Origin of the sequence: Dyella jejuensis (genome assembly GCF_044904675.1) — a bacterium.
GTDB classification, from domain to species: Bacteria; Pseudomonadota; Gammaproteobacteria; order Xanthomonadales; family Rhodanobacteraceae; genus Dyella_B; species Dyella_B jejuensis.
In genome coordinates this window covers 34,145-49,854 of sequence record NZ_JADIKJ010000002.1, presented here as the reverse complement: position 1 = coordinate 49,854, position 15,710 = coordinate 34,145, and the positions used below count along the sequence as shown (strand labels likewise).

The 15,710-nt window shown below is 60.0% G+C and carries 15 protein-coding genes and 4 tRNA genes; 7 read left to right on the top strand and 12 right to left on the bottom strand.

Features of this window, described 5'->3' with window-relative positions; translation table 11 throughout:
• Positions 1-9: 9 nt before the first annotated feature.
• Genes ISP15_RS01870 through gloB form a run of 4 tightly spaced genes read right to left on the bottom strand, consistent with a single transcriptional unit; the run spans position 10 to position 2,911 of the window.
• Positions 10-282, bottom strand: coding sequence for an SDR family oxidoreductase (locus tag ISP15_RS01870; protein WP_404544478.1), 273 nt, complete (start codon positions 280-282; stop codon positions 10-12).
• Positions 283-329: 47 nt separating this feature from the next.
• Positions 330-863, bottom strand: a complete 534-nt coding sequence (locus tag ISP15_RS01865; RefSeq protein WP_404544475.1) for an enoyl-ACP reductase FabI — start codon at positions 861-863, stop codon at positions 330-332.
• Positions 864-902: 39 nt separating this feature from the next.
• A complete protein-coding gene (locus ISP15_RS01860; RefSeq protein WP_404544473.1) occupies positions 903-2,150 on the bottom strand; it encodes a LysM peptidoglycan-binding domain-containing protein in 1,248 nt (415 codons plus the stop codon).
• Complete coding sequence (gloB, locus tag ISP15_RS01855) at positions 2,147-2,911, bottom strand: hydroxyacylglutathione hydrolase (protein ID WP_404544472.1); 765 nt, start codon at positions 2,909-2,911, stop codon at positions 2,147-2,149. Before gloB ends, ISP15_RS01860 begins: the two co-directional genes overlap by 4 nt.
• Positions 2,912-3,113: 202 nt before the next feature.
• Here gloB and ISP15_RS01850 point away from each other — a divergent pair, with 202 nt between their 5' ends.
• Genes ISP15_RS01850 through dnaQ form a run of 3 tightly spaced genes read left to right on the top strand, consistent with a single transcriptional unit; the run spans position 3,114 to position 4,979 of the window.
• Positions 3,114-3,791, top strand: a complete 678-nt coding sequence (locus ISP15_RS01850; RefSeq protein ID WP_404544470.1) for a class I SAM-dependent methyltransferase — start codon at positions 3,114-3,116, stop codon at positions 3,789-3,791.
• 31 nt (positions 3,792-3,822) lie between these two features.
• On the top strand, positions 3,823-4,266 hold the full coding sequence (gene rnhA / locus ISP15_RS01845) for a ribonuclease HI (protein ID WP_404544468.1): 444 nt from the start codon (positions 3,823-3,825) through the stop codon (positions 4,264-4,266).
• Positions 4,263-4,979, top strand: a complete 717-nt coding sequence (gene dnaQ / locus ISP15_RS01840) for a DNA polymerase III subunit epsilon (RefSeq protein ID WP_404544465.1) — start codon at positions 4,263-4,265, stop codon at positions 4,977-4,979. Before rnhA ends, dnaQ begins: the two co-directional genes overlap by 4 nt.
• A gap of 17 nt (positions 4,980-4,996) precedes the next feature.
• Here the strand turns inward: dnaQ and ISP15_RS01835 are convergent, their stop codons facing one another.
• Together ISP15_RS01835 and ISP15_RS01830 are read right to left on the bottom strand one after the other, a co-directional pair.
• Positions 4,997-5,698, bottom strand: a complete 702-nt coding sequence (locus ISP15_RS01835) for a PP2C family protein-serine/threonine phosphatase (RefSeq protein WP_404544463.1) — start codon at positions 5,696-5,698, stop codon at positions 4,997-4,999.
• Between the two features lie 303 nt (positions 5,699-6,001).
• A complete protein-coding gene (locus ISP15_RS01830) occupies positions 6,002-7,204 on the bottom strand; it encodes an acyltransferase family protein (RefSeq protein WP_404544461.1) in 1,203 nt (400 codons plus the stop codon).
• 394 nt (positions 7,205-7,598) lie between these two features.
• On the opposite strand from ISP15_RS01830, the gene ISP15_RS01825 reads away from it, so the two are divergent.
• On the top strand, positions 7,599-8,183 hold the full coding sequence (locus ISP15_RS01825) for a DUF998 domain-containing protein (RefSeq protein ID WP_404544459.1): 585 nt from the start codon (positions 7,599-7,601) through the stop codon (positions 8,181-8,183).
• Between the two features lie 193 nt (positions 8,184-8,376).
• On the opposite strand, the gene ISP15_RS01820 is transcribed toward ISP15_RS01825, so the two are convergent.
• The 3 genes from ISP15_RS01820 to ppsA all read right to left on the bottom strand — a co-directional run bounded on the left by ISP15_RS01820 (position 8,377) and on the right by ppsA (position 11,772).
• Positions 8,377-8,466, bottom strand: a tRNA-Ser gene (locus ISP15_RS01820).
• 75 nt (positions 8,467-8,541) lie between these two features.
• Complete coding sequence (gene lepB / locus ISP15_RS01815; protein WP_404544457.1) at positions 8,542-9,255, bottom strand: signal peptidase I; 714 nt, start codon at positions 9,253-9,255, stop codon at positions 8,542-8,544.
• Positions 9,256-9,399: 144 nt separating this feature from the next.
• Positions 9,400-11,772: a phosphoenolpyruvate synthase gene (gene ppsA, locus ISP15_RS01810; RefSeq protein WP_404544455.1), complete on the bottom strand. Its 2,373-nt coding sequence runs from the start codon at positions 11,770-11,772 to the stop codon at positions 9,400-9,402.
• Between the two features lie 222 nt (positions 11,773-11,994).
• On the opposite strand from ppsA, the gene ppsR reads away from it, so the two are divergent.
• A complete protein-coding gene (gene ppsR / locus ISP15_RS01805; protein ID WP_404544452.1) occupies positions 11,995-12,810 on the top strand; it encodes a posphoenolpyruvate synthetase regulatory kinase/phosphorylase PpsR in 816 nt (271 codons plus the stop codon).
• A 19-nt stretch (positions 12,811-12,829) separates the two neighbouring features.
• On the top strand, positions 12,830-13,294 hold the full coding sequence (locus tag ISP15_RS01800) for a DUF1249 domain-containing protein (protein WP_404544450.1): 465 nt from the start codon (positions 12,830-12,832) through the stop codon (positions 13,292-13,294).
• Between the two features lie 64 nt (positions 13,295-13,358).
• Here the strand turns inward: ISP15_RS01800 and ISP15_RS01795 are convergent.
• From ISP15_RS01795 to ISP15_RS01785, 3 genes are all read right to left on the bottom strand, one after another.
• Positions 13,359-13,435: transfer RNA gene (locus tag ISP15_RS01795), tRNA-Asp, on the bottom strand.
• Between the two features lie 85 nt (positions 13,436-13,520).
• A tRNA-Glu gene (locus ISP15_RS01790) sits at positions 13,521-13,596 on the bottom strand.
• A gap of 8 nt (positions 13,597-13,604) precedes the next feature.
• Positions 13,605-13,680, bottom strand: a tRNA-Ala gene (locus ISP15_RS01785).
• Positions 13,681-13,836: 156 nt separating this feature from the next.
• Between ISP15_RS01785 and ISP15_RS01780 the strand changes: the two genes are divergently transcribed.
• Positions 13,837-15,603 (top strand): cation:proton antiporter, encoded by a 1,767-nt coding sequence (locus ISP15_RS01780; protein ID WP_404544448.1) that lies wholly within the window; start codon positions 13,837-13,839, stop codon positions 15,601-15,603.
• The last annotated feature ends 107 nt before the right edge of the window (positions 15,604-15,710 follow it).

Sequence of the window (15,710 nt, the reverse complement as noted above, 5' to 3'; positions counted from 1 at the left end):
GCAAACGACTTAGACGCCGGTCATGCCGAGGATGTTGTAACCGGCGTCCACATAGATGACCTCGCCAGTGATGCCCGATGCCAGGTCAGAACATAAAAACGCGCCGACGTTGCCCACCTCGTCGATCGTTACACTGCGACGCAACGGTGCGTGCTCTTCCACGTGCTCCAGCATCTTGCGGAAATTGGCGATACCGGCTGCCGCGAGGGTCTTGATGGGACCGGCTGAGACGGCATTCACGCGCGTCGTTTCCGGTCCGAGATTGAACGCCAGATGGCGCACGTTTGCTTCCAGGCTGGCTTTGGCCGGCCCCATGACGTTGTAATGGCTCAGTGCGCGCGTTCGGCGCCCAGGTACGCAAGGGTGAGGATGGCGCCGTTGCGTCCGGACATCATCGGTCGCGCCGCCTTGGCCAGGGCGGCGAGGCTGTAGCTGGAAATATCGTGTGCCGCTGCAAAACTCTCACGTGTCAAATGATCCAGGAACGGGTCCTCGATGGTTTCGCGCGGCGCAAAGCCAATCGAATGCACGAGAATGTCAAAGCCATCCCAATATTTGCCGAGTGAGTTGAAAAGCCCTTCGATCTGCGGCTCCTCCGCCACGTCGCACGGAAGCACGATATTGGAGCCGAACGTATTGGCCGCTTCATCCACGCGGTCTTTCATGCGTTCGTTCGGATAAGCAAAAGCCAATTGCGCGCCTTCGCGATGCATGGCATTGGCGATCCCCCACGCAATCGAGCGCTGGTTGGCGATGCCGGTGATTAGGGCGCGTTTGCCGTGCAGAAATCCCGTGCGTCCTCCAGAAGATTTGCCTGTCTGCCGGGTGGCATAGCTCTTGGCGTTTGGCAGGCGGACGTACAAGGTGGCGACAGGCTCCAGTGGACCGGGGCCGCCTGGCTTTCAGTGATGATTGTCCGGTTCATCCAATTTCAGCACCTGACCCGGCTTGAGTGCCTTGCCGTGCAGGTTATTCAAGCGTTCGAGCTTGTTGACGCTGATGGAGTAGCGGTGCGCAATCTGCCAAAGGCTTTCGCCTGGCTGCACAGTATGCGTTCGAATCGGATGTGCTTTCGCACTGTCAAAGCTTGCCACGGACGATGCAGAGGACACATCTGTGGGAGACACACTGGCAGTCATGCTCTGTTCGTTCGCCGATTGCATCGCATCGCGAAACTGTTGGGCATTGCGGTGAGGCAGCAGGAGATGTCCAAGCGTGTTGGCCTCAAGCAGGTCGCTGTTGAGCGCGGGATTGAAGCGTTTCAACGCATCTGTTTGCATGCCTGCATGGTTGGCGGCATTGGACAAGCTCATGTCATGCTTGATCTGGACCGTTTCCAGATGCTGGTCGGCGGGCAGGGTCGGTAACTTCACATTGAAGCGGGATGGATCGCGCACCACGCATGAAATGGCAAGCAGCTTGGTCAAGTGTTCGCGCGTCACGCGCGGTACCGGCAGGTTCGGAATGGCCGGCTCTTCTGGTGGTAAGCCGTGTTTCTGAACCAATTTCCGCACGGCGGATTCGCCACGATTGAATGCGTAGTCGACCAGCCGCCAGTCGTGTAGCTGCCCATAGTAGTCGTGCAGCATATGCATAACGCCATCGGTGGCGGCAGAAGTATCCAGTCGACCGTCGTATCGGTGATCCACATGCAGGCCCATCACCCGCGCAGTGCCTTGCACGAGCTGCCACATACCTGCCGGAAGATTGCGATGGCCTGCTACAGGCCGATACTGGCTCTCGACCCATGGCAGCAGCACGAATTCGCCTGCTACTTGGTACTTCTCGGCAACCTGTTGCACGTACACCAACTGAGACAGCGCGGCGTCCATCTGCGCTTCAAAGTGCTGCGGGTTTTGCGTATAGCGATGCGCCCATATCGTGATCTGCGGATCCGCATCGCAGTCGGCCATGGCAAAGCTGTTGCGCAATTTATCCCAGACGTCGGTGGGAGTAGCCGCGGCGGTCGGCGACGCAACAGGCGGTGGTGCAAAAGGTGGTTGTGGTTGAGAAGGTGCGACGGATGGCGGCGGCGTTACGGGGACGATCTTCGCCGGCGTGCGCATCGGTTGCGTGGCAGGCGGGGTTGCGCAGGCCGCCAACAGCGACGCAAGCACAACAGGGAGCCATCGTTGCGAGGAAACCTTCATGCCCGGAACGCATCTTTGGCCGAGCGCAACGCAGCAAAACGGGCGACCGGGTCATGGGCTGCGCCATGCCGTCCGCACCACTGCATGACGCACTCGCTATCTACGCGCAAGAACGGATTGCAGGCGAGCTCGCTCGATAGCGTTACCGGTACGCTTGGCCGGTTCTGGGCGCGCAACGTTGCCACTTCCTCCAGTCGTTGCCTGAGCGCCTGGTTATCGGGCTCTACGGTTTGCGCAAAACGGCCATTGGCGGCGGTGTACTCGTGGCCACAGCACACCAAGGTAGCGCCGGGTAACGAAGCAAGGCGTTGCAGCGAAGCCAGCATTTGTCCGGCGGTGCCTTCGAACAGGCGGCCACAGCCGAGGCTGAACAGCGTATCGCCGCAGAGCAGCACGCCTTCGCCCGCGTAGACGATATGGCTCGAGGTGTGGCCTGGCACGGCCATGATGTCAAAGCGCGCCGAGGGCTCCCGCAAAGTCAATACCTGACCATCCTTGACGTGATGCGTGGCGACGGTGATGCGATCATCATCGGGCGCGTAGACCGGTACTTTGTACTTGTCGCGCAAATAACCAGCACCACCGATATGATCGGCGTGGTGATGTGTCAGCAGGACCGCGCGCAGTCGCAGCCTGCGTTCCGCCAGGGCGTTTTCCACCGGGTGGGCTTCGCCCGGATCGATCACGATGGCCTGGCCGCATGCATCGTGCAGCAGCCAAATGTAGTTGTCGGCAAGCGCCGGTAACGGTACGACGTGCAAGGCGAACTCCGCTCTGTTAACTCGTATCGACTGACGCAGCCGTCCGTGGGTGCGCGAGATCGCCGAATATAAGGCCCAGACGCCGGCTGATCGTTAGATATGCGTTAATCGAAATATCGTTCGAATGCGATTGCGTGCTGGTTCGTCTTTGTGAGGCCAGCCGTTAAACTCTGTTCCATACGTCCGCGACAGGCCTTCGTACATGCCACAGCGCGCCCAAGATATCTACGCAAGTACGCCCATGCGTCACCTGCTGGCCGATGAGACCGTGGCATTCATGCCCGATGTGCGCCGTTGCCCGGGTACGCGGGCTTTGCTGCTATCGGCCGCGGCGCACGACGCACCGCCTGACCCACCCTACCTTGGTCAGTGGGTGACATTGCGCATCGCTGGAGACCGGCTTCAGGGCGACGTGCGCGCCAGCGTCGCCGAACCGTTACCCTTCGTCGATCGTGCTTTCGATCTGATCCTGCTGCGCCATGCCCTGGAACCCGCGCCGCTGTCGCTGGACGAGATTGTTCGTATCCTCGCGCCGGGCGGTTTGCTGGTGCTCACCGGCGTAAATCCGCTGAGCGGATGGACTCCATGGTGGCTGTGGCAGACGCGGGGAAGTGCCTCGCAGGCCAGTTCTCCCCTCCGATTGGCGGCGCGCCTGCGGCGGGCGGATGTGCAAGTAGAGCGCGTGCAGCATGTCGGCCGGATGCTGCCGTTGCCTTCCTTTGAGCTTGGCAGGGCAACCGGTTGGCTGGGGGGCGGCTATGTATTGATCGCGCGCAAAAAAGGCCCGGCGAGTGTGCCCACACGGTTGCGCCCAAGGCCGGTCACTGCTCCCGTGGGCGCCGGCCTTGCGTCGGGTGCACGTCGCAGCTCGGTCAGCTGACTATCTAAAAATAAGAAGTGGAGCGGAACAAGTGACGGATGTGGAAGCGTTTACCGATGGCGCGTGCCTCGGCAACCCCGGACCGGGCGGATGGGCAGCCCTGTTGAGGGCAAAAGGAAGCGAGCGCATGCTGAGCGGCGGCGAAGCGCAAACCACCAATAACCGGATGGAATTGCTTGCCGCGATCCACGCCTTGGAGGCACTCAAGCATCCATGCCAAGTGACAGTGACCACCGATTCGCGCTATGTCATGCAAGGCATGGAAGAATGGGTGCCGCGCTGGATCATTAACGGCTGGCGCACCGCGGACAAAAAGCCGGTGAAGAACCAGGATCTATGGCAGCGCCTGGCCGCCGTGGTAGCACGCCATCAAGTACGCTGGAAGTGGGTGCGCGGCCACGCCGGGCACGCTGAAAACGAGCGCGTCGACCAGGCGGCACGCCAGCAAGCAGAACAATTTCGGGACCAGGCATGAGACAGATCGTCCTAGATACGGAAACCACTGGCCTTGAAGTACGCCAGGGCCATCGCCTGATCGAAATCGCCTGTGTCGAGCTGATCGAACGTCGACCGAGCGGCCGCCACTACCAGACGTATCTCAACCCGGAACGGGCCATCGATGAGGGCGCGCGCGAAGTCACTGGTATTGCCGACGAGTTCCTGCTCGACAAGCCACGTTTCCATGAAGTGGTGGATGAATTCCTGGCCTTCATCCACGGTGCCGAGCTGATCATCCACAACGCCACCTTCGACATTGGGTTCATCAATGCCGAGCTGGCGCGTCTGGGCGTGCATTATGGCTGCATTGCCGATCGCTGTTCCGTGCTCGATACCCTGGCGATGGCACGCGAGCGCTATCCAGGCCAGCGCAACAGCCTGGATGCGCTGTGCAAGCGCCTGGGAGTGGACAACTCGGCGCGCGATCTCCATGGCGGCCTGATCGATGCCCAGCTGCTGGCGGACGTCTATCTCGCCATGACGTCGGGCCAGGTCGTGCTCGACCTGGGGTTTGAAGGCGGGAACGAAACCGGCGTCCGCGCGGTGATCGCCCCGGTGGTGCTTGCGCGCCGTCCACGGATATTGCGCGCCAGCGATGAAGAGATCGGCGCGCATCTGCGCCGCCTTGATGCGCTGGATAAAAGCGCGGGCGGCCAGTCCGTCTGGCGAAGGCAGGAAACAGAGGCCTGAGGCGCTAACCGCGCGTATCAGCGGATGCGTGCAAGGATCGCCGTGACATTGTCATCGCCGCCGCCATCGAGCGCGGCGAGCAGCAGATGATCGACGCACTCTTGCGCGGCCAGGTCGTGGCGCCTGACGATGTCCGCGATACCTGCGTCGCTCACTTCCTCGGTAAGGCCGTCGCTGCAAACGAGGAACGCCATGCCGGAAGCGAGCGGGCCTTTGGCCATGCTGATGTGCAGTTGTGCCAGGGCCGTGATGCCGAGCGCCTGGGTTAGCATGCTGCGCTGGGGGTGACGCTTTGCCTGGGCCTCATCGATTGCGCCGCTTTCGACCAATCGCTGTACCAGTGAATGATCATGGCTGATCTGATGCAGTCCGTCCTTCCATTGGTAAATACGACTGTCGCCGACCCAGGCCACTTCGTAGCCCTGTTCGGAAAAGCGCATGGCGGCCACGGTGGTGCCCATTGGAAGCGCATCATCGTAGCGTTGGGCGTGTTCCAGCAAGCGCGCGGCGGCGCCATGTATGGCTTCAGCCAGCGACCGGCCTTGGCGGACGAATGCCACGATCCAATCCCTGGCCAGCGCCGAGGCCACTTCGCCATGCTGATGGCCGCCCATGCCATCAGCGACCAGGAAAAGGCCGAGCGCCGCGTCGGCGTAATAAGTGTCTTCGTTGCGCGTGCGGCGCAATCCGACATGTGTTCCGTGTCCGAATTCAATCATGGGCATTCACCAGCTGGATAAGCGCAGCATGCCGGATGTGGATGCCCCGCGCAAAAACGCATGCGTAGGCATGCAAGGTCGAGCCGCCACTACACCGCACGCCTGGCTGCGCCCAGCGCCCAGGCTCCCTGATTGGCGCCCAGATGATTCGACGCAGCGCCGCTTTGGGTTGAATCGATATCGCTTGGCAGTTTCGAGATATTGACAACCATATTAGCGAATACTGGTGCGGCCGACTGGTGAAATTTGCTTGCATGGTGCGGTCAGTTGATTGAAGCAAACGAAAACATGATACGAAAGATGTCAGCGGCTATGAGGTCGCGCGGCCCCCACGCCATGCATTGCTACGCTGTCGCGCGGCTTTGCTTCACTTCGTGCAAAACGGCTACGTAACCACTGGTTCATGGGATTGCCGAAGAATCGTGCCGTCATCCCGGCCAATAAAGCCGAAAGCGCGAAAAACAGGGCGAAAACCGGGAGCTTTTGATCTATCGCCATCGTTTGCCGCGGTACAAGCTCTACGATGATACCCAACACTATGATGTGGAACAGGTATAACTCATAGCTGTGTGAACCTAGCCATGCCAACGGGCTTGCGCATCGGCGTGAGAAGCTGCTTGCCGGCAGGCGGGACACGGCTATGAGAAACAATGCTGTTGCCATGCCTAACCACGTTGCCCCGAGCGCCTCATTGCCATGCATGCCTCGCATGTAGACCCAGCCCATCGTGCCGCAACTCAGCGCGGCCAGCATCCGTCTTGGCGCATTCGCCAGATTCAGGCTTTCCGCGACGATGGCGGCGACACATCCGTATGCCAACAGGTCGATACACGCTATGTTGCCGTACATGAAAAATAGTTCGTTCTCTTTGTGCATGTAGCGATAGACGGGTGCTGCTGCCATGCAGACGCATGCCAGCAAGCCAAGTTGCCAACGCCGACGGGCAATCAGTAGCACTACGGGATACAGCAAATAGAATACTTCCTCCACTGACAGCGACCAGTAGATGTTCATGGCGTAATTAAAGTAGCCAACGGCTTCCATAAGCAGGTTGTGCCAGAACGTGAGCACGGACAGGTCGGCGATGAAAAAGAAGCCGCCGCCAAGATTTGTGCCATGTTGGAGGTTGGAAAAATTTGGAAGTCCGGCAAGACCAAGTGCCGTGATCACCATCAAGGCAAACATAACCAGCGGATAGAGCCTGAAGAATCGAAGCTTGTAGAAGTGCAAGCCATTGATCCCGCCAAGCGACCCATAGCGGCGAACAACGTTTGACGTAATGAGAAAGCCCGAGATCACGAAGAAAATGTCGACACCATAATTGCCGTTGTAGAGGATTGCGCGCAGCGTCGGTATCCCAATCCAGTTTTGCAGGGGGCTCACCTGCAGGTGATAGGACAAGCTGTAATGCAGCAGCATCACCAAACTGATGCAGACGCCCCGCATTACATCGATATAAAGATTGCGGCGTTCCTTCTCGGTGCATCCGGTCATTGATGATGCCATCGGTTGTCGATCCTTTGCGGCGTTTTTTTTCGGACCATCCAGGCAAATCCCAGGCGTCCATGTGGCGAAACGTCGAGTATTACCGCGACATCAATGATCCGTCTGGACCACTCATATTATGAGATACACGAGGGTTACCCCTTAGCCAAGCCCTCAAAATAATTGCCGTTACCGACAGAAGAATGCCCGTCTTGGATTTTCGAAAGCGGGCATTATGCATGTCCGCATCTTTGTCCGGCCATGTCCGCGGACACCTGTGTGATGACTTAAGTAACTGAACGCAATGGCTGGAACGAATTTTGCTCCTGGCAACCGCGATCCGATGCGAGAGTTAGCTCGCAACCGGTGATAGGTCGCCCAAACTTCCGTTTATCCTATCCATCTGGAGAAGCCGATGACCAACATCGCAATCAGGCAAGCCACATTCACACCCTTGGGCGCGATGTTGGTCCCGATAGCTATTGGTCTTTTCGTACCGGGCTATTCGGTGCTTTCGCAACAAATGAGTGAGCTGGAGATGTACGCCACGCTACCAAATGTAGCGACTCGTGTGGCAGCTATCGTATCCGGCCTTTCCATCGCTCTGTTTGGGATGGGACTACTCCTTCGCTATCCAAGGGAGAGTCGGTTCACCATGCTGGCTGCCGTGATCTTTGGTGTAAGCATGATAGGCAACGGCGTTTTCACGATGGGTAGTCCATGGCACGGACTCTATGGAATTGGGCTCTTCGATATGCTCGTGCCGGCGTTCTTCGCAGCCGAAATCGCCGCTCCACGTGGGCTCAAAAGCTTGACGACCGCATCCATGGCTGTCTCTGTCGTATGCCTTGTCTACAATTGGTCGATGATCGTCCATCTCGACCCACCGGGGCTTCAAGGACTCACCCAGCGGATCTTTTCCGTCATCGCCTTCGGCTGGTATTCGTTGGCGAGCCTTGCGATAAGCCAAGTTGATGATCGCGTCGTCATGCGCCACTAGTCGCAGCAAAAAGCTAGGAGGTTCTTCGGCCGGAAGGATGCATCCCCCTTTTTTTGACTACCTCCCTTGAATCCATCCCCCATCCGCGTCCGGTCGGCGCCCGCATGCGGATGGCGGCGAAAGGTCAACAAGGTATGGGTTAATGACACAGGGCCACAAAAAAGCCGCCTATTCAGCGGCTTAGTTGCGTTTCTGGCGGAGAGGGTGGGATTCGAACCCACGGTACGCTTACACGTACGCCTGATTTCGAGTCAGGTACATTCGACCACTCTGCCACCTCTCCGAAAGGGTGCGCGTGGTCCGCGCGAGCCGGAAATGATACGTGTTGGCTGCCGTCGTGACAACTGCCGGCAGATTTTTATTCGGCGATGCGGCCGGGCGATGCGGGCTGGCTGGAACCGTCGAGTGGCACTGCCAGGCGCTGCTTGCGGGGAAGGTAATCGTTATCGGGATCCAGCGACAAGGCCACGTAGCGTGATCGCCCGATGATCTCCGTGCGCGGAAAGAACCCGAGGTAGCGCGAATCCAGGCTGTTGTCGCGGTTGTCCCCAAGCAACAGGTAATGGCCGGCGGGCACGTAAACAGGACCAAAATCGCGCATCGGGCTGGGCTGGCCGAGCGAGAGCCGGACGAGGTGCTGCATGGCGCCCAGTTGTTCCACCTCGTAACGGGCCAGATCATGCTCATCGTCATGGATGCCGGTTATTGCGGTAGGCGAGTACCGCGCCGCTACGCCGTTGACGTAGAGAACGTTGCCGCGCAGTGCCACTTCATCGCCGGGCAGACCGATTACCCGCTTCACCAGTCGCTCGTGCGCAGCCTGCGAATCGAGCACGACGATGTCTCCACGCTGTGGGTCGGCCAAGTGGATGAGCGATAGGTGGGTGAGTGGCACGCGGATGTCGTAGGCGGCCTTGTCGACGATGATGCGGTCGCCGATCCGGATCGTAGGTTGCATGGAGCCGGTGGGCACCACGTTCCAATCCGCCAGTGCGCTGCGGAACATGATCATGCACAGCATGAAGGTGATGAAGCCCTTGTTCTTCACGAAAAAGGAGATCAGGCCGCGCATGAAATACCCCCAGGAGTTGCTGCGATGAGTGGATGGTCGTTGCTCGCTGGAATGAGACCGCATGATCTTTACGCAGTTTCACCACCCAGAAAACAAACGGGGCGGTATTGCCACCGCCCCGTCCGCCTCTATGGGTATCGTGGATCAGCCGGCTTTTTTCTTGGCCAGTCGCAACCAGGTGTCGACCACGGTATCCGGGTTGAGCGATACCGATTCGATGCCCTGGTCCATCAGCCATTCGGCCAGGTCCGGGTGGTCGGACGGGCCCTGTCCACAGATGCCAACATATTTGCCACGGGCACGCGCTGTCTTGATCGCCATGGCCAGCAGTTTCTTCACCGCCGGATCGCGTTCGTCGAACAGATGGGCGACCACGCTGGAGTCGCGGTCCAGGCCCAGGGTGAGCTGGGTAAGATCGTTCGAACCGATCGAGAACCCATCGAAAATATCGAGGAACTCGTCCGCGAGCAGGGCGTTGGACGGCAGTTCGCACATCATGATGATCTTCAGTTCGTGCTCGCCTTGCTTGAGCCCGTTCTTGCCGAGCACTTCGATCACCTTGCGGCCTTCATCGAGCGTGCGCACGAATGGAATCATCACCCAGACATTGGTGAGGCCCATCACTTCGCGCACGTACTTCACAGCCTTGCATTCCAGGCCGAACGATTCGCTGAAGCCGGCATCCACGTAACGGCTGGCGCCGCGGTAGCCGATCATCGGGTTCTCTTCGTGCGGCTCGTAGCGCGCGCCGCCGAGCAGGTTGGCATATTCGTTGGACTTGAAGTCCGACAGGCGCACGATCACCGGCTTGGGATACACCGAGGCGGCGATGGTGGCGATGCCTTCGGCCAGGCGATCGACATAGAAACGCACCGGGTCGGCGTAGCCGGCGATGCGTGCGTCGATTTTCGCCTTGGTCTCGGCATCCTGCTTGCTGTATTCGAGCAGGGCCTTCGGATGTACGCCGATATGGCTGGCGATGATCATTTCCAGGCGGGCCAGGCCAATGCCCGCGTTCGGCAGCATGCCGAAATCGAAGGCCCGTTCCGGGTTGGCGACATTCATCATGATCTTCAGCGGCGCTTCGGGCATGGCGCCAAGATCGGCGGTAACGCGGTCGAACTTCAACTGGCCTTCGTAGATCAGGCCGGTGTCGCCCTCGGCACACGAGACCGTTACGTCGAGTCCATCCGCAATCAAATCCAGCGCATTGCCAGTGCCGACCACGGCCGGGACGCCCAGTTCGCGCGCAATGATCGCCGCATGGCAGGTACGCCCGCCACGATTGGTGACGATGGCCGAAGCGCGTTTCATCACCGGTTCCCAGTCGGGGTCGGTCATGTCGGCGATCAGCACATCGCCTTGCTGCACCTTGTTCATGTCCGACAGCGAGCGGATCACGCGCGCCTTGCCGGCGCCGATCTTCTGGCCGATGGCGCGGCCCTCCGCCAGCACTTTGCCTTTCTCGTTGAGATGAAAGCGTTCCAGTTGCGTGGCGTGCGCGCGCGACTTCACGGTTTCCGGGCGCGCCTGCACGATGTAGAGCTTGCCGGTGTTGCCGTCCTTCGCCCATTCGATATCCATCGGGCGCTGGTAGTGCTGTTCGATTACCAGCGCCTGCTTGGACAGTTCCTGCACATCGTCGTCGCTAATGCAGAAGCGGCTGCGATCGGCGGCGGGTGTTTCTTCGATGCGCACACGTTCGCCGGGTTGGTTCGAATACACCATGCGTTGCTGTTTGGCGCCGAGACTGCGGCGCAGTACCGCCGGTTTGCCTGCCTTGAGCGTGGGTTTGAAAACATAGAACTCATCCGGATTGACCGCGCCTTGCACGACCATTTCGCCCAGGCCATAGCTGCCGGTGACGAAGACCACGTCGCGAAAGCCGGATTCGGTGTCCAGCGTGAACAGCACGCCGGAAGCGCCCACGTCCGAACGCACCATCAACTGCACGCCGGCGGACAGGAACACATCTTCGTGCTTGAAGCCCTGGTGCACGCGGTAGGCGATCGCGCGATCGTTGTAAAGCGACGCGAAGACTTCTTTCACTTTGTGCAGCACGTCGTCGATGCCGACCACGTTGAGGAACGTTTCCTGCTGTCCGGCGAAAGAGGCGTCCGGCAGATCTTCGGCGGTAGCGGAGGAGCGCACGGCCACGGCGATGTCATTGCTGCCTGCGTCCTTACACAGCTTGGCGTAAGCGTCGCGGATCGCCTGTTCCAGTTCGGAGGGCAGGGCGGTATCCACGATCCAGCCGCGGATTTCCTTGCCGCCGGCTACCAGTGCGTCGACATCATCGACGTCCAGCGTGGCCAACCGTTCGGCAATCCGCTTGGACAGGCCGCTTTTTTCCAGGTATTGCTGGAAGGCGTCGGCGGTCGTGGCGAAGCCGCCGGGCACGGACACCCCCAACTGGGCCAGGTTACCAATCATCTCGCCGAGCGACGCATTTTTGCCGCCGACCTTGCCGAGGTCGGTCATGCGCAGTTGGTCGAGCCAAAGCACCAGATCGTTCAAGGGAGTCTCCTCAAGAGCTCGTCATTAATAAGCTGAAAGCGGCGTGGGTTCTGGCCGCATAAGACTGGTATTGTCCGCTGCCGATGGTGCGTGGCACAAGAAGACCATTGCGGCCGCGTGCCGCGCCACCTGCATACCAGTCAGGCGCCGGCGGGGCAAAGACAGGGATTCGCGCTTGCGATATGGTGCAGGGCAGGAACTTCATTCGCCCATGGAATACGCATGCAACGCTCGGTTTTTTTCATCTCCGATTCCACTGGTATTACCGCCGAAACGATCGGGAACAGCATCCTGGCCCAATTTGAGGGGGTGCACTTCGAAAAACATCGCCTGCCGTTCATCGACGACGCGCATAAGGCGGAGAATGCCGCGCTGCGCATCAAGACCCGGTATGCGCAAAGCGGTCAGCGGCCGATTGTGGTCAATACCATGGCCGATCCTGGCTTGTGCGAGATCGTGGCCACCAGCGGCGCGCTGATGCTGGATGTATTCGCGCCATTTATCGGGCCGCTGGAGGATGAACTGGGCACCCGGCACTCCGGCGCGGTAAATCGCTCCCATGGCCTGGTGGATTTCGCCAAATACGAAGCACGCATCAATGCCACCAATTACGCGCTCAGCCATGATGACGGCATGGACGTGGATTATGCCCAGGCCGACCTGATCCTGATCGGGGTCTCGCGCTCGGGCAAGACCCCGACCTGTCTTTACATGGCCTTGCATTATGGCGTCAGCGCCGCCAATTACCCTCTCACCGACGAAGACCTGGAAAAGCTCGAACTGCCCTTGCGCTTGCGCAACCATAAGCAACGTCTGTTCGGCCTGACCATCGAACCTGAACGCCTGGCACAGATCCGTGAGCAGCGGCGTCCGGGCAGCCGTTATGCCACGCTAAAGCAATGCCGCTGGGAACTGGAGCAGGCCGACCGCTTGATGCGGCAGGCCGGCATTCCGTACCTCAACACCACGCACGTTTCGATCGAAGAGATTGCGAGCAAGATCTTCGACCAATTCGGTATCGAAAAAACCATGTTCTGATGGAGCTTGCCTTAACCCTATGAGTGCCGTGCTCGACCGCCGTACCGCCCTCCTGCCGGGACGCTTCGAATTCCTGATGGGCCTGTATGCCGAGAATTATCATCGGCTCACGCGCCTGTTCGCCCCGCAGAAGCTGGAGCTGGGCGACTACATCTCGGATGTCGACGATGGTTTGCCGGTGCACTTGGTGGTGCAGGAGTGCCATCCATATACCCTGGAGCTGGAGCTTACCTACGGTTTCGTCGACGCACAGACCGGCCGCCGCGCACCGTCGGCGCAGCTGCGTATGTATAACGATGCGCACGTGGCCGAGGCGCTGCATTGCCATCCGGGGCGACACCTGTGGCAAGTGCTGGGACCTTTCACGCCCGCACATACGGTGTTCCAGCATAGGCTGCAGATGAATGGCTTCCTGGCGCGCTGGCTCGAATACCTGGCCGAGCAGGGGCACTCGTGCGGCACCCTGGAACGGGTGGCAAAGTAGTCGCCGCCGCAGGCACAAAAAAACCCGCTTCAAGCGGGCTTTTTGCGATACGGCTTACGACGAATGGCGGAGCGGACGGGACTCGAACCCGCGACCTCCGGCGTGACAGGCCAGCATTCTAACCGACTGAACTACCGCTCCGCGTCGTACAACATTCCCATCGCCAACACACTAAATCCGTCTCCGATGCAAGGCGATGGCCGGTTCCGCTGGCTGTCGCTTGAATTGGCGTCCCCACGGGGATTCGAACCCCGGTCGCCACCGTGAAAGGGTGATGTCCTAGGCCTCTAGACGATGGGGACGTATGTGTTGGTGGAGCCAGCCGGGATCGAACCGGCGACCTCTTGCATGCCATGCAAGCGCTCTCCCAGCTGAGCTATGGCCCCCCGCTGGAAGCCCGAAAGAATAGGCTGGGTTCCCGATTCCGTCAAGCGCTTTTTTAGAAAGCACTCACGGTTGGAGCGACTTGTTGCGCTTTGCGATAAGCGGTAGCGACGATGCTTCGGTTTAAGCTGTGGACCAGACTGCGCCAAGAGGGCGGCATGCACGATATTGGTTTTATCCGCGATCTTGCGCTGGTGATGCTGGTGGCCGGCGCCACGACCGTGTTGTTCCAGCGTTTGCGTCTGCCGGTGCTGCCCGGATACATCCTGGCCGGGGTGGTGATCGGGCCGCATACGCCAGGCGTGCTGGTGGCCGATCCGCGCGCCATTGGCGATATCTCCAACCTTGGCGTGGTGTTGCTGATGTTCACGCTGGGACTCGAGTTCAGCGTGCGCAAGCTGCGTCAGGTCGGCGGCAGCTTGCTGCTGGTCACCGTGATCGAAGTGGGCTTCATGCTTTGGGTAGGTTATGAACTGGGGCTGTTATTCGGCTGGGGTGGCCGGAATGCCTTGTTCCTGGGCGCGATCATGGCGCTGTCTTCAACCATGGTCGCGACGCGCACGCTGACCGAAAGCGGTTTGCGCCAATGGCCGTTTGCGCGACTGGTGGTCGGCATGCTGGTCGCGGAAGACATGCTGACCATCGTGATCCTCACCCTGCTGACTGCGATTGCCATCGGCGGAAGCGTGCAGACCGTGGCGGCTTTCAGCCTGGTCGGACACCTGAGCTTGTTTATCGTTGCCGGCATGATCGTGGGCCTGCTGCTGCTGCCGCGCCTGGTGGACTACGTGGCGCGGTTCGATCGCGACGAAACTTTGCTGGTCAGCGTGCTGGGCATCTGTTTCGGGGCCAGCCTGCTGGCCGCGTGGCTAGGTTTCAGCGTTGCGTTGGGAGCATTCCTGGCGGGAGCCGTGGTGGCCGAAGCGCGCAGCGCCGCGCGTATCGTGCATTTGGTCGAGCCGTTGCGCGACATGTTCGCCGCGTTGTTCTTCGTGGCGATCGGCCTGAAGATCGATCCTTCGCAACTGGCGCATTACGCCTTGCCGGCCGTGCTGGTCGCATTCACGGTCATGCTCGGCAAGAGCATGGTTTGCAGCGTCGGGATGTTCTTCATTGGACACGATCCGCGGACCGCATTGCGTACCGGGCTGAGCATGGCGCAGATCGGCGAGTTTTCATTTGTGATCGCCACGCTAGGACTTTCGCTTCACGCGGTGGACAACTTCATCTATCCGACTGCGGTGGCGGCTGCCTTGATCTGCATGGTCGCCTCGCCTTATCTGCTCGGCTCCACCGAGCTGCTCGTGCGTATCGGGCACCGTGTTCTGCCGCGCCCCTTGCGGTTGCTGGTGGCCAGCTACAGCGGATGGCTGGAGAATCTGCGTCCCGTCAATGAGAACGCTGCCTTGGCGGCTATATTCAGGCGGCTGATCTGGCACATCGCGGTCAACGTCGCCCTGGTGGTGACACTGTTCGTCGTGGGTGCTTATGTGAATGCGCATAACGCGGCTTGGTTCGAGCACTGGGGGCTCGGCCTGGACATGCGCCATTCGTTGATTTGGGCGTGCGCGTTGTTTGTGTCGCTGCCCCTGTTGATCGCGGTGTATCGCAAGGCCGAAGCCCTGGGAATGTTGCTGGCCGAGCTTGGTATTCGCGAACGTTTCGCGGGGGCGTATACGCAAGCCATCCGACAGGTTCTTGCGAAATTGATTCCCCTGGCGACACTGCTGGCCCTGGCCATGCTGGTCAGCGTGTTGGGCTCGGCCATTTTGCCGCCCAGGGGTGTAGCGCTATTCCTCCTTGTTGTGTGCGTGGCGCTCGCTGTAGTGCTCTGGCGAGGGCTGGTGAAAGTGCATGCCCGCTTGCAGGCTGCATTACGCGAAACGCTGGAAAAGCCTTCGCCGCCACCCAACGAATCAAGGTGAATGAGAAACCGGGCACAATTGCCGGTGTGAACCTTTATCCGGGCTGATGGTCCATGGCTGAACGTCGTTGCCAAGACCGGACTGGACACCGCACAATGCGGGGCCAG

Bases quoted from the DNA above. Each gene is read 5' to 3' on its own strand.
- ISP15_RS01860 (WP_404544473.1), bottom strand. From the start codon at position 2,150: ATGAAGGTTTCCTCGCAACGATGGCTCCCTGTTGTGCTTGCGTCGCTG.
- ISP15_RS01850 (WP_404544470.1), top strand. From the start codon at position 3,114: ATGCCACAGCGCGCCCAAGATATCTACGCAAGTACGCCCATGCGTCAC.
- dnaQ (WP_404544465.1), top strand. From the start codon at position 4,263: ATGAGACAGATCGTCCTAGATACGGAAACCACTGGCCTTGAAGTACGC.
- ISP15_RS01835 (WP_404544463.1), bottom strand. From the start codon at position 5,698: ATGATTGAATTCGGACACGGAACACATGTCGGATTGCGCCGCACGCGC.
- ISP15_RS01830 (WP_404544461.1), bottom strand. From the start codon at position 7,204: ATGGCATCATCAATGACCGGATGCACCGAGAAGGAACGCCGCAATCTT.
- ISP15_RS01825 (WP_404544459.1), top strand. From the start codon at position 7,599: ATGACCAACATCGCAATCAGGCAAGCCACATTCACACCCTTGGGCGCG.
- lepB (WP_404544457.1), bottom strand. From the start codon at position 9,255: ATGCGCGGCCTGATCTCCTTTTTCGTGAAGAACAAGGGCTTCATCACC.
- ppsR (WP_404544452.1), top strand. From the start codon at position 11,995: ATGCAACGCTCGGTTTTTTTCATCTCCGATTCCACTGGTATTACCGCC.
- ISP15_RS01800 (WP_404544450.1), top strand. From the start codon at position 12,830: ATGAGTGCCGTGCTCGACCGCCGTACCGCCCTCCTGCCGGGACGCTTC.
- ISP15_RS01780 (WP_404544448.1), top strand. From the start codon at position 13,837: ATGCACGATATTGGTTTTATCCGCGATCTTGCGCTGGTGATGCTGGTG.